General features: G+C 72.3%; 10 protein-coding genes, 1 tRNA gene and 1 riboswitch. Of the genes, 3 read left to right on the top strand and 8 right to left on the bottom strand.

Features of this window, described 5'->3' with window-relative positions:
- Positions 1 to 307: 307 nt before the first annotated feature.
- The gene (locus ACFYNO_RS19920) at positions 308 to 1,228 is read left to right on the top strand and encodes a hypothetical protein (RefSeq protein ID WP_388013616.1); all 921 of its coding nucleotides are present in this window, start codon (positions 308 to 310) and stop codon (positions 1,226 to 1,228) included.
- A 7-nt stretch (positions 1,229 to 1,235) separates the two neighbouring features.
- On the opposite strand, the gene ACFYNO_RS19915 is transcribed toward ACFYNO_RS19920, so the two are convergent.
- Both ACFYNO_RS19915 and ACFYNO_RS19910 read right to left on the bottom strand, forming a co-directional pair.
- Positions 1,236 to 1,586, bottom strand: a complete 351-nt coding sequence (locus ACFYNO_RS19915; protein ID WP_388013613.1) for a hypothetical protein — start codon at positions 1,584 to 1,586, stop codon at positions 1,236 to 1,238.
- An 85-nt stretch (positions 1,587 to 1,671) separates the two neighbouring features.
- Positions 1,672 to 1,753: transfer RNA gene (locus ACFYNO_RS19910), tRNA-Leu, on the bottom strand.
- A 329-nt stretch (positions 1,754 to 2,082) separates the two neighbouring features.
- Here ACFYNO_RS19910 and ACFYNO_RS19905 point away from each other — a divergent pair.
- Positions 2,083 to 2,856, top strand: a complete 774-nt coding sequence (locus ACFYNO_RS19905; protein WP_388013610.1) for an ABC transporter ATP-binding protein — start codon at positions 2,083 to 2,085, stop codon at positions 2,854 to 2,856.
- On the top strand, positions 2,856 to 5,414 hold the full coding sequence (locus ACFYNO_RS19900; RefSeq protein ID WP_388013607.1) for an ABC transporter permease: 2,559 nt from the start codon (positions 2,856 to 2,858) through the stop codon (positions 5,412 to 5,414). Before ACFYNO_RS19905 ends, ACFYNO_RS19900 begins: the two co-directional genes overlap by 1 nt.
- A gap of 237 nt (positions 5,415 to 5,651) precedes the next feature.
- Here the strand turns inward: ACFYNO_RS19900 and ACFYNO_RS19895 are convergent, their stop codons facing one another.
- From ACFYNO_RS19895 to ACFYNO_RS19870, 6 genes are all read right to left on the bottom strand, one after another.
- Entirely contained in the window at positions 5,652 to 7,019 is a 1,368-nt protein-coding gene (locus ACFYNO_RS19895; protein ID WP_388013604.1) for an NAD(P)/FAD-dependent oxidoreductase, read from the bottom strand.
- A gap of 471 nt (positions 7,020 to 7,490) precedes the next feature.
- Positions 7,491 to 8,432, bottom strand: coding sequence for an exopolyphosphatase (locus tag ACFYNO_RS19890; protein WP_388013601.1), 942 nt, complete (start codon positions 8,430 to 8,432; stop codon positions 7,491 to 7,493).
- Positions 8,429 to 9,088 (bottom strand): DUF501 domain-containing protein, encoded by a 660-nt coding sequence (locus tag ACFYNO_RS19885; protein ID WP_388013598.1) that lies wholly within the window; start codon positions 9,086 to 9,088, stop codon positions 8,429 to 8,431. Before ACFYNO_RS19885 ends, ACFYNO_RS19890 begins: the two co-directional genes overlap by 4 nt.
- Before the next feature lie 17 nt (positions 9,089 to 9,105).
- Positions 9,106 to 9,543 (bottom strand): septum formation initiator family protein, encoded by a 438-nt coding sequence (locus ACFYNO_RS19880; protein ID WP_388013595.1) that lies wholly within the window; start codon positions 9,541 to 9,543, stop codon positions 9,106 to 9,108.
- A 108-nt stretch (positions 9,544 to 9,651) separates the two neighbouring features.
- The gene (gene eno, locus ACFYNO_RS19875; protein ID WP_388013592.1) at positions 9,652 to 10,941 is read right to left on the bottom strand and encodes a phosphopyruvate hydratase; all 1,290 of its coding nucleotides are present in this window, start codon (positions 10,939 to 10,941) and stop codon (positions 9,652 to 9,654) included.
- A 247-nt stretch (positions 10,942 to 11,188) separates the two neighbouring features.
- On the bottom strand, positions 11,189 to 11,929 hold the full coding sequence (locus ACFYNO_RS19870) for a transglycosylase family protein (RefSeq protein ID WP_388013589.1): 741 nt from the start codon (positions 11,927 to 11,929) through the stop codon (positions 11,189 to 11,191).
- Between the two features lie 5 nt (positions 11,930 to 11,934).
- A riboswitch (cyclic di-AMP (ydaO/yuaA leader) is annotated at positions 11,935 to 12,100 on the bottom strand.
- Positions 12,101 to 12,126 lie beyond the last annotated feature (26 nt).

The raw sequence follows: 12,126 nt of genomic DNA, 5'->3' as shown, positions 1-12,126 counted from the left end.
TCGAGCGGCTGAGCTGAGTGACGCGCCGTATACGGCTGGGTACTTGACACCCGTTTGGCATAACCCAGCGTAATTGAGGGCCGGATCACACCGAGGAGTGCGATCCGGCCCTCAACTCGTTTCCAGAGGCTCCGATTTGCACACCCCGGAGCCGATCAACTCCGCAGCGTACACCAACCTGACCTTTAGATTTTCGGACAATGACCAACGTCACGGACATATCGGACATCTTCCACTGCAGCACCAGCCATCCATACGGCAGGGTGGAGATGTTCCCCCGTTCCACTCCGCGCAAGGAGTACGTTCCGTGAGCGCCGTGTACACCTCTCTGCTGCTGATCCTGATCGTCGTGTCGTCAGCCGTCCTGGTCCATGTACGCGTCCTCTCCCGCCGGTTGGCCGAGCACACGGCCGCCGCTCCGGCCGCCCCCGACGAGGCGGCGATACGCCGCGCCGTCACCGAGGCGCTGGCCGCGGACCGCGAGCGGGAGATCAGCGAAGCCCGGGCGTTCTGGGCCGAGCAGGAGGCCCGCGCGGCCGAGGACGACCCGCTGCTCGACCCGCCGGCCGGGGGGCTGGAGTCCCTGGGGGCGGAGAACTGGCCGGTCTTCTTCCCGCGGCCGACCGGCCCGCAGGAGGCGGCGGACCACTCCGGCAGCATCGACCCGGTGTTCGGCGACGCGCTGCGCTCCGCGCTGGAGGACATGATCAGCGACAGCGGCACGCTGCCCGGCCCGGTCGGCCACCCCAGCATGCCGGGCGCCCCGGCCCAGAACGGCGACAGCGACCAGCGCGCCCGCCGGGAGGCCGACCTGCTGGCCACCGGCCTGGAGGCCGGGCTGCTGGACCCCGACCCGGAGGCCGAGCCGGCCCCGGCGCCGGACCCGCGCCGCCACCCCTCGCACCCGGACTTCGTCCCCAGCCAGACCCCGTCCCGGGAGTGGACCGACACCCGGCTGACCGCGCTGGCCGAGGAGCGGATCGCGCTCACCGACGTGCGGCCCGGCCCGCTGGGCACCCTGGACGTCTACGCCTTCGCCGACGGCACCACGCTCTGCGTGGCCCCCGGCGACCGCGAGGCGGCCTACCGGCTGATCGACGCGGTGCGGGCCGGCGAGGACGTCCGGCTGCTCGGCGGCTCCCGGTTCTCCGGCTCCTACTCGCTGACCTTCTCCACCGACGACGAGACCGTCTACGTGCTGGCCGACCGGGTGGTCGCCAGCATCTGATCCCCGGTCAGCCGACCAGACCGGCCAGTTCGCCGACCGCCGCGGCCGCCTCCGCCAGGAGCGCGGCCGCGGCTTCGTCGTTCCCGGCGTCGTGCAGCGCCACCGCCAGGTCGTGCCCGGCCACCGCGATCTGGTCGCCGACCGCGAAGGCGCCCGCGTCCGGCAGCTCGCGCGGCGCCGCGGCGGCGCCCTCCTCCAGCAGTTGGGCCCCGGCGGCCAGCAGGCGGGCCAGCGCCAGCCCGGCGGCGGCCCGCGACGGGTGCCCGGGGACGGCGCCGAGCAGCCGGCTCTGCGGCATCGCGCGGAACCGGTCGGCGAGGTGGTCGACGGCGGCCGACAGGTCGGCGGGATCGGGCATGGCGGAAAGCCTAACCGCCCGCCCCACGCTCCCGTGGGGCGGGCGGTCCGTCGTTCCCCGGGTCAGGGGGACGGTCCGACCTCGGTGCCCGGAGCCGGACTCGAACCGGCACGGCCTCTCGGCCAAGCAGTTTTAAGCTGCCCGTGTCTGCGTTCCACCATCCGGGCCGGAAACGCACCGCCCGTCTGCCGGGCATCCCAGAGCCTAGTCGTCCCGATCCCTCTCGCGCATGTTCCTGGCCGGGGAAGTTGTCATGTTTCCTTGCCATCTGACGAACAGTCCGGAATCCGGCCATGGATGCGCGCGTTCCGGCCATCAGGGTCACTGTCATACCGCAGGAGGAGAACGGGCACCGCGGATCAGACCGCGGTCGGGGCGGCCAACCGTCCGCCGGAGCGACGAGAACGGGGCGGTCCGGCGGCGAGCATGGAGACATCCGCCAGTGCGCCGCCGGAACCGGCCGCAGCGCTGTCCATCCCCACCCCAGGAGCAGCTGATGACCACGTCGACCGCAGCCGCCGTCCGGACCGGCCGGGCCGCCGCCCGGGCGGTTGGCCTCAACAAGGTCTACGGCGAGGGCGAGACCAGGGTGGTCGCCCTGGACGACGTCAGCGTCGAGTTCCGCCAGGGCGAGTTCACCGCGATCATGGGCCCCTCGGGGTCCGGCAAGTCGACCCTGATGCACTGCATGGCCGGGCTCGACACCGTCTCCTCCGGCTCCACCACCATCGGGGAGACCGAGCTGGTCGGGTTGAAGGACAAGCAGCTCACCCAACTTCGCCGGGACAAGATCGGGTTCATCTTCCAGGCGTTCAACCTGCTGCCCACCCTGACCGCGCTGGAGAACATCACGCTGCCGATGGACATCGCCGGCCGCAAGGTGGACCGGGCCTGGCTGGACGCGGTGGTGGACACCGTCGGCCTCTCCGGCCGGCTCTCGCACCGCCCCAGCCAGCTCTCCGGCGGCCAGCAGCAGCGGGTGGCCTGCGCCCGGGCGCTCGCCTCCAAGCCGGAGATCGTCTTCGCCGACGAGCCCACCGGCAACCTGGACTCCCGCTCCGGCGCCGAGATCCTCGCCTTCCTGCGCAACTCGGTGCGCGAACTCGGCCAGACCGTCGTCATGGTGACCCACGACCCGGTCGCCGCCTCCTACGCGGACCGGGTGGTCTTCCTGGCCGACGGCCGGATCGTGGACGAGCTCACCGCGCCCACCGCGGACGCCGTGCTCGACCGGATGCGCCGCTTCGACGCGAAGGGCCGGACCAGCTGATGTTCCGCACCGCACTGCGCAACGTGCTGGCCCACAAGGGCCGGCTGCTGATGACGGCACTGGCCGTCATGCTCGGCACCGCCTTCGTGGCCGGCACCATGGTCTTCTCCGACACCTTCGGCTCGGCGCTGAAGAACAGCTACTCCAAGGGCTTCGACCACCTCTCGGTCCGGGTCGTGGACGACGCCTCCACGACCACGGGCTTCACCGACGAGGACGGCGACCCGGGCGCCAAGCACCTGACCGCCGCCACCGTCTCCCAACTCGCCGCGCTGCCCGGGGTCGCCGAGGTCCGCGGCGTGGTCAACGGCTTCACCGCGGTGGCCGACAGGAGCGGCAAGAGCCTCGGCCAGGGCCGGGACTCGATGGGCGGCAACTTCGCCCCCGGCCGCGACGGCCAGGACTCCCGCTACCGGTTCGCCCAGGGCCGCGGCCCGCAGCACACCGGTGAGATCGGGCTGGACAAGGCCAGCGCCGACAAGGCGGGTTACCACGTCGGCGACACCGTCCGGGTCGCCGTCAACGGCCCGGCCCAGAACGCCGTGCTGACCGGCATCTTCAGCACCGACGACCCGGGGGTCAACTCCGGCAACCCGCTGGTGCTCTTCGACACCGCCACCGCCCAGCAGCAGCTCGGCGCCCCGGGCCAGTTCGGCTCCGTCGAGGTGGTCGGCGCGGCCGGCACCAGCCAGCAGACGCTGGCGAACGAGGTCGGCAGCGTGCTGCCGGACTCGCACAACCTCACCTACAAGACCGCCACCCAGCTCCAGGACGACCAGCGCAAGGACATCGAGGCCGGCACCAGCGGCATGCGCACCATGCTGCTCGCCTTCGCCGGGATCGCGCTCTTCGTCGGCATCTTCATCATCGCCAACACCTTCACCATGCTGGTCGCCCAGCGCACCCGGGAGCTGGCGCTGCTGCGGGCGATCGGCGCCAGCCGCCGCCAGGTGACCAACTCGGTGCTGATCGAGGCGCTGCTGATCGGCGCCCTGGCCTCGCTGGCCGGCCTGCTGGCCGGCGTCGGGATCGGGGCCGGACTGCAGTCCCTGGTGGGCTCGCTGGGCAACGGCAGCACCCCCACCGGCCCGCTGATCATCGCCCCGACCACCATCCTGGTCTCGCTGGTGGTCGGCACCGTGGTGACCGTGCTGTCGGCCCTGCTGCCGGCCCGCCGGGCCGCCCGGATCGCCCCGGTGGCGGCAATGAGCAGCGTGGACCAGCCGGCCACCCAGAAGGGCCTGCTGGTGCGCAACAGCATCGGCGCGGTGATCGCCGGCGGCGGCGCGGCGCTGGTGCTGCTCGGCTCCACCCAGGGCTCCAGCGGCAAGTGGACGGTGGCCGGCGGCGCGGTGGCCGCGCTGGTCGGGATCTTCATCCTCACCCCGCTGCTCTCCCGCCCGCTGATCGCGCTGGTCGGCCCGGTGCTCGGCAAGCTGTTCGGGATCTCCGGCAAGCTGGCCCGGCAGAACGCGGTGCGCAACCCGCGCCGCACCGCCGCCACCGCCTCGGCGCTGACCATCGGCCTGACCCTGGTCACCGCGCTCACCGTGCTGGGCACCTCGTTCAACGCGATGCTGGACCGCGCGGTCACCAACACCATGCGGGCCGACTACGCGGTCGGGCTCTCCAACGGCCTGAGCGTCTCCCCCGACGTGGCCGACCGGATCCAGCACGCCCCCGGGGTGGCCGCCTCCTCGCCGCTGACCTCCAGCCGCTTCAAGATCGGTGCCGGCAAGCTCAACGTCTCCGGGATCGACGCCGGCGCGGCCGGCCAGGTGCTCAGCCTCTCGATGACCAGCGGCTCGGCCGCCGCGCTCGGCCAGGGGCAGCTGCTGGTCGACGCCGACGCCGCCAAGACCGAGCACCTGTCGGTGGGCAGCACCCTGCCGACCGTCTTCCCGAACGGGAGCACCGGCACGCTGACCGTCGGCGGCATCTACACCGGCAGCCAGCTGCTGAGGTCGACGCTGCTGGACAACGCGGTGCTGACGGCCCACCAGGTGCCGGCGAACACCGAGGTGGTGCTGGTCAAGGGCACCTCCGGGGAGACCTCGGCGCTACGCCAGTCGCTGGTGGACGCGGGCGGCGACAACCCGCTGATCGAGGTGCAGACCAAGCAGGACCTGAAGGACAAGGTCAGCTCGCAGATCTCGTTCGCGCTGAACATGCTCTACGGCCTGCTGGCGATGTCGGTGCTGGTCGCCATCCTGGGCGTGATCAACACCATGGCGATGTCGGTCTTCGAGCGGAAGCGGGAGATCGGGATGCTGCGGGCGATCGGCCTGGACCGGCGCGGCATCCGCCGGATGGTCCGGCTGGAGTCGGTGGTGATCTCGCTCTTCGGCGCGGTGCTGGGCCTGGGCCTGGGCACCTTCCTGGCCTGGGCGGTGACCGGCACGCTGAAGAACGACGTGGCGGGGCTGACCACGGTGCTGCCGGTGGGCCGGCTGCTGCTCTTCCTGGCGCTGGCCGGCCTGGTGGGCCTGGTGGCCGCCGTCTGGCCGTCCCGGCGGGCTGCCAGGCTCGACATCCTGGACAGCATCAAGGCCGCCTGACGGCCCGTCCGGCGGCCCGCGCCGGACATGCGGAAGGGCCTCGGCCCGGTGGACGCCACCACCGGGCCGAGGCCCTTTTCCCGACTACTGCTACTGCGGTCCTGCTGGTCGTACTCCGCCCGGTCGCGAAACCGGCTGAGCACCACGGAGGTCGTGGTCCGGCGACGCTGCCGGGCGGAGGGCCTCCGACTCATACCCCGGCCCTGCGGCCGGGATCAGTCGCTTGCTGTGCCGTTCCTACTTGCTCGCCAGGGCCTTGTCGGCCTCGGCGGGGGCCGCGGGCTTCGGGATCGCCGGGCCGGCCGCCTCCTGGAAGGCGCCGAACGGCTTCTCCATCTCCGCCAGGCCGACCGTCTCGCGCTTGAGGAACATCGCGAGGGTCCAGTCGGTGAAGACCCGGACCTTGCGGTTCATGGTCGGGACCATGGCGCCGTGGTACAGGCGGTGGAACCACCAGGCCGGACGGCCCTTCAGCTTGTACTTGCCGAAGAGGATCGCCACGCCCTTGTGCAGGCCCAGACCGGCGACCGCACCGAGGTTCTTGTGCTTGTACTCCTGCTGCGGGAAGCCCCGCATGCCGGAGATCACGTTGTCGCCGAGCACGGCCGCCTGGCGCACCGCGTGCTGCGCGTTCGGCGGGCACCAGGCGCCCTCGCCCACGGCGAGGTCCGGCACCTGGGCGTTGTCGCCGGCCGACCAGACGTTGTCGAAGCCCTGGACCTGGAGGGTCGCGGCGGTGTCGACGTGGCCGCGCGGACCCAGCGGCAGGCCGAAGTTGGCCAGCACCGGGTTCGGCTTGACGCCGGCGGTCCACACGATGGTGGCCGCGTCGCACTCCACGCCGTTCTTCAGCACCACGTGCTGGTCGACGCAGGAGTCCATCGAGGTCTCGATGAAGATCTCGATGTCGCGCTCTTCGAGCTTCTCCTTGGTCCACAGGCCCAGGTCCGGCCCCATCTCGGGGAGGATCCGGTTGGCCGCCTCGACCACGATGAAGCGCATGTCGGACCGGCTGACGGTCTTGTAGAGCTTCGCCGCGTCGCGGGCCATGTCCTCGATCTCCGCGACGGTCTCGATGCCGGCGAAGCCGCCACCGATGACCACGAAGGTGAGGGCCTTGCGCCGGATCGCCTCGTCCGTGGTGGACTCGGCCTTGTCCAGCTGGGCCATGACGTGGTTGCGGAGGCTGATCGCCTCCTCGACCGTCTTCATGCCGATGCCGTGCTCGGCCAGGCCGGGGATCGGGAAGGTGCGGGAGACCGAGCCGGTGGCCACGACCAGGTAGTCGAAGGGCAGCTCGTAGCTTTCGCCGGCCTGCGGCGCGATGGTGGCGACCTTGCGGGCGTGGTCCACAGCGGTCACGTGACCGGTGAGCACCTCCGCCTTCTTGAGGGCGCTGCGCAGCGGCGCGACGAGGTTGCGAGGGGCGACGTTGCCGCCGGCCGCCTCGGGGAGGAAGGGCAGGTACGTCATGTACGACCGCGGGTCGACGACCGTGACGGTCGCCTCCCCGTAGCGCATCTTCTTGAGGATGCGCATCGCGGCATACAGGCCGACGTAACCACCGCCGACAATGAGGATGCGAGGACGCTCCGTGGTGCTCATATCCGAAAGTATCCAGCACCGCCCGGAGCACTCTTCGTGAGGCCCGTCACAAGGGTCTGGACAGGGCCTGCTACACTGCCCGCCCACACTTCGGCCCGACCAGCCCCACAAGACCCCTCCGGAGCACCCGGCCGGCGCTCGACCGGAGGTTTGGATTCCGGCGTCCCTCGTGAGCAGCAACGATCCGGCCCCACCGGGCGGTTCCCGCCCGTTGTTCCGATTTCGACGGCCAGCCGGAAGCCCCGCCTGGGATCTTGCGACCCCGGCCCACCGGCGGCCTTCGGTCCCGCAATCCGGACGAACCGCCTCCCCGAGTGCGGAAAACGGCTGGAACTCCATGTGAAGAAATTCACGAAGTTTCTCCCGAGGGCGGGCGCGCCACCCCTCCGAAGGCCCCCTGAAGGGGTCCCGGAGGGGGCCCCGGGGTGTCGGCGGGGTGGCGCGTCGGCGGCCGGCGGGGCCGTCGCCGGGTCAGCGGACGAGGCTCCAGGCGATGCCGTCGAGGATGTCGTGCTCGCTCACCAGCAGCTCGGCGGCGCCGGTCCGCTCCATGATCGACCGCAGCACCAGGGCGCCCGCGGCGATCACGTCCACCCGCCCGGGGTGCAGCCCCGGGATCGCCGCCCGCTCGGCGTGGCCGGCGCCCAGCAGCCGCTCCGTCACCTCGCGCACCCGGGTCAGCGAGAGCCGCGAGTGGTGGATCAGCGCCGAGTCGTAGTCGGGCAGCCCGAGCGCGATGGCGGCCACGGTGGTGACCGTGCCCGCCAGGCCCACCAGGGTGGCCGCGGCGTCCAGCGGGACCACCTCGGCGGCCCGGTTCAGCCCGGCGGCGATGTCCGCCTCGGCGGCGGCGATCTGAGCCGCCGTCGGCACCTCGGTGCCCGCGAAGTGGCGCTCGGTCAGCCGCACGCTGCCGATGTCCACCGAGCGGGCCGCCCGGACGGAGTCGGCGCCCAGCACGAACTCGGTGGAGCCGCCGCCCAGGTCGAAGACCAGGTACGGGGCGGCCGCCCCGCTGCCCGCCAGGCCCTGGGTGGCGCCGGTGAAGGCCAGCTGGGCCTCCTCGTCGCCGGAGACCACCTCGGGCGACACCCCGATGATCTCCCGCACGCCCTCGGCGAATTCGGCGCTGTTCTCGGCGTCCCGGGAGGCGCTGGTGGCCACGAACCGGGTGCGCTCCGGCGCCACCCCGTAGTCGGCGATCACCGCGGCGTACTCCCGGCAGGCCTTGAAGGTGCGCTCCAGCGCCTCCGGGGCCAGCCGGCCGGTGCGGTCCACGTCCTGGCCCAGCCGGACGATCTGCATCCGGCGGTCCAGGTCCCGCGCGCGGCCGGCGGCCGGGTCCAGCTCGGTGATCAGCAGGCGGATCGAGTTGGTGCCGCAGTCGACGGCGGCCACCCTGGTGCTGCTCATCCCCGGTCCTCCCCGGCCTCGTCCCCGGCGGCGGCGCGCTTGGCGGCCCGCTCGGCCGTCTTGGCCTCCTTGGCGGCGATCACCTCGGCGGGGTCGTCCGCCTCGGCCCGCTGCCGGTGCAGCGCGGCCACCCCGGCCTCGATCTGCTCCTCCGTCACGCAGCCGCCCTTGCGCCACCACTCGGGCAGCATCGCCAGCGCCTCGTCGCCCAGCGGGTTGACGCCCGGTCCGGCCGCCAGCGAGTGGCCGACCAGCACGTGCAGGCACTTCACCCGGTCCGGCATGCCGCCGGCGCTGGGGAAGCCCTCCAGCACCTCGATGGCGTCCCGGCGGGCGATGTAGTCCTCGTGCGCCTTCTGGTAGGCGGCCGCCAGCTCCGGGTCCTCGGCGAGCCGGGCGGTCTGCTCCTTCATCACGCCGTCCGCCTCCAGGGTGCCGATCAGCGAGGCGGCCCGGGGGCAGGTCAGGTAGTAGAGGGTGGGGAACGGCGTGCCGTCGGGCAGCCGGGGGGCGGTCTCCACCACGTCGGGGTTGCCGCACGGGCAGCGGTGCGCGACCGCCCGGGTGCCGCGGGGCACCCGGCCGAGCTGGGCCGCCACGGCGGCCAGGTCGCGGTCGGCGACCGGCTGGTTCTCCGGCTGGTTCTCAGTGCTCATCAGGTGCTCATCAGGGGTCAGGGGACGGGTGCGGGGGTGGGGGTGGGTGAGCCGGCCGCCGCGTCCACCGAGTTCCAGACGGTGCTGTACCAGGGCTCGGCGGCCTTCGGCCCGGACTGCGCGGTGCCGGCGCCCGAGGGCTTGGTCGCGCCGGGCGAGGGGCTGGGGTCCACGGCGGTGAACGGGGTCTCGCCGGGCATCGCGTAGTGCAGCCGGCTGCGCGCCTGGGCCTTGAGGTACTCCGGGTCCTGCCAGCGGGCCCGCTCGGCGGTCAGCCGCTGCACCTCCTGGCGGGCCTGCTCGGCCTTGGCGCGCTGGGCGGCGATCTCGTCGCGCTGGTTGATGAACTGACGGGTCGGGTAGGCCAGGATCGCCACCAGCGAGCAGAGCACCAGGACCAGCACGGTGGCGCGGCTGGTGAACCGGGGACGCCCCGGGAACTTCCACGCTGCCATCTGCTCCTCGCCCCTCCGTCACGCCGGTGCCCCGGCCCCCACCCTACGGGGTGGGGGCCGGGGCACCGGTCATTGCTGGGCCGGGGTCAGCCCTCGTACTCGCTGGGCCTACTGGTCCGCGTAGCGGAACCGCGGGAACGCGGCACGGCCCGCGTACTCGGCGGCGTCGTCGAGGATCTCCTCGATGCGCAGCAGCTGGTTGTACTTGGCGACGCGCTCGGAGCGGGCCGGGGCGCCGGTCTTGATCTGGCCGCAGTTGGTGGCGACGGCCAGGTCGGCGATGGTGACGTCCTCGGTCTCGCCGGAGCGGTGCGACATCATGCAGCGGTAGCCGTTGCGCTGGGCCAGCTCGACGGCGTCCAGGGTCTCGGTCAGCGAGCCGATCTGGTTCACCTTCACCAGCAGCGCGTTGGCGGTGCCGGTCTCGATGCCGCGGGCCAGCCGGACCGGGTTGGTGACGAACAGGTCGTCACCGACCAGCTGGACCTTGCTGCCGAGCTTGTCGGTCATGGCCTTCCAGCCGTCCCAGTCCTCCTCGTTCAGCGGGTCCTCGATGGAGACCAGCGGGTAGGAGTCGACCAGGTCGGCGAAGTAGTCGATCAGCTCGGCGGCCGACAGCGACTTGCCCTCGAACTGGTAGGCGCCGTCCTTGTAGAACTCGCTGGCGGCGACGTCCAGGGCGAGCGCGACGTCCTTGCCCGGCACGTAGCCGGCCTTCTTGATCGCCTCGGTGATCAGGTCCAGCGCCTCGCGGTTGGAGTCGAGGTTCGGCGCGAAGCCGCCCTCGTCGCCCAGACCGGTGGAGAGGCCGCGCTCCTTCAGCACGCCCTTGAGGGTGTGGTAGACCTCGACGCCCCAGCGGACGGCCTCGGAGAAGGACTCCGCGCCGATCGGGGCGATCATGAACTCCTGGATGTCCACGTTGGAGTCGGCGTGCGAGCCGCCGTTCAGGATGTTCATCATCGGGACCGGCAGCACGTGCGCGTTCGGGCCGCCGAGGTAGCGGAAGAGCGGCAGGTCGGAGGCCTCGGAGGCGGCGTGCGCCACGGCGAGCGAGACGCCGAGGATGGCGTTGGCGCCGAGCGAGGACTTGTCCGGGGTGGCGTCGAGGTCGAGCATCGCCTGGTCGATCAGCCGCTGCTCGGTGGCGTCGTAGCCCACCAGCTCCGGGCCGATCTGCTCGATCACGGCGAGGACGGCCTTCTCGACGCCCTTGCCGCCGTAGCGGTTCTTGTCGCCGTCGCGCAGCTCCAGCGCCTCGAAGGCACCGGTGGAGGCGCCGGACGGGACAGCGGCGCGGCCGGTGCTGCCGTCGTCGAGGCCGACCTCGACCTCGACCGTGGGGTTACCGCGGGAGTCGAGGATCTCGCGGGCGACGACGACATCAATGGACGGCACTATGCATCTCCTTGCGGAAGCGGTCCTGCGGACAGGGATGGCGGGGGCGTTACGACCAGAGCCTAACCGCACCGACCGGCCGGGCCACCCGGACCTCGCTCCCGTCTCACGGTGTGGCTCTGCTACCTGCCGGTAGTTCACCTGAATGCCTGTTCGGTGTGGTCCGGGGACGCCGGGTTGAACGTCCCCGGACCGCTTCCGGCCTGCGGCTTCACGCAGGGCTGGGAATCCGGGCGCGGAAGTCGGCTCAGCCGGCGTCCAGCACCTGGCCCGGGTAGATCAGGTTCGGGTCGCCGCCGATCACCGACTGGTTGTGCTGGTACAGCGCCTGCCAGCCGCCGACGATCTGCTGCGCCGTGGCGATCTTCGACAGGGTGTCACCGGGCTTCACGGTGTAGCCGCCGGTCTGCGGCTTCGCCGGACTGGGGGCGGCCGGCTTCGCGGGAGCGGCGGCCGGCGCCGGGGTGCTCGGCTGGGCGGCCGGCTTCGACTGACCGGGCGTCGACTGGCTGGGCCTGGGGCTGCTGGGCTGGGTCTGCTTCGGCGTGCTCGGCGCGGACCGGGTGGTCGGCGCGGAGTCGCTGCCGGTGTCCACCGCGGCGGCGCCGCCGCCCTTGGACAGCCCGGCCTTCACCGAGCAGACCGGCCAGGCGCCCGGACCCTGCGAGGCCAGCACCCGCTCGGCCACCGCGATCTGCTGGTCCTTGCTGGCGAGGTCGGCACGCGGGGCGTACTGGGTGCCGCCGTACGCGGCCCAGGTCGAGGAGGTGAACTGCAGCCCGCCGTAGAAGCCGTTGCCGGAGTTGATCGACCAGTTGTTGGTGGACTCGCAGTTGGCGACGCCGTCCCAGACCGAGACCGGCGCGGCGTGCGCCCCGGCCGCGGTGAGCAGCGGCAGAGCGAGGCCCGCGCCGGCCACGCCGGCGACGGCGATGGCCTTCTCCGCGGTGGTGCGACGGCGATGGCGGCCAGTGCCACTGAGCAGCATGAAGGTGTCCCTCTCCGCACGCCTGCGAGGTGAGCTGTCGGGTTCGGACCGGTGAGGATGGCCCGGCCGGCCGCCCGGATCGCTCCGGCGGTCGGCTTCACCCCTAGCCGTGGGAGACGGCAGAAAACCTGGGTCCCCCGCCCCTGCCCATGGGGAAGTCGGGTTGCCCGGCTGCGCGGTGGGCAGGGCTCGGCGTT

This window comes from Kitasatospora sp. NPDC006697 (genome assembly GCF_042869935.1).
Taxonomy (GTDB): domain Bacteria; phylum Actinomycetota; class Actinomycetes; order Streptomycetales; family Streptomycetaceae; genus Kitasatospora.
This window is presented reverse-complemented; position numbering and strand designations above follow the sequence as displayed.

Excerpts from the sequence above, each read along its gene's own strand:
- ACFYNO_RS19915 (WP_388013613.1), bottom strand. The coding sequence starts at position 1,586 with ATGCCCGATCCCGCCGACCTGTCGGCCGCCGTCGACCACCTCGCCGAC.
- ACFYNO_RS19905 (WP_388013610.1), top strand. The coding sequence starts at position 2,083 with ATGACCACGTCGACCGCAGCCGCCGTCCGGACCGGCCGGGCCGCCGCC.
- ACFYNO_RS19900 (WP_388013607.1), top strand. The coding sequence starts at position 2,856 with ATGTTCCGCACCGCACTGCGCAACGTGCTGGCCCACAAGGGCCGGCTG.
- ACFYNO_RS19895 (WP_388013604.1), bottom strand. The coding sequence starts at position 7,019 with ATGAGCACCACGGAGCGTCCTCGCATCCTCATTGTCGGCGGTGGTTAC.
- ACFYNO_RS19890 (WP_388013601.1), bottom strand. The coding sequence starts at position 8,432 with ATGAGCAGCACCAGGGTGGCCGCCGTCGACTGCGGCACCAACTCGATC.
- ACFYNO_RS19885 (WP_388013598.1), bottom strand. The coding sequence starts at position 9,088 with ATGAGCACTGAGAACCAGCCGGAGAACCAGCCGGTCGCCGACCGCGAC.
- ACFYNO_RS19880 (WP_388013595.1), bottom strand. The coding sequence starts at position 9,543 with ATGGCAGCGTGGAAGTTCCCGGGGCGTCCCCGGTTCACCAGCCGCGCC.
- ACFYNO_RS19870 (WP_388013589.1), bottom strand. The coding sequence starts at position 11,929 with ATGCTGCTCAGTGGCACTGGCCGCCATCGCCGTCGCACCACCGCGGAG.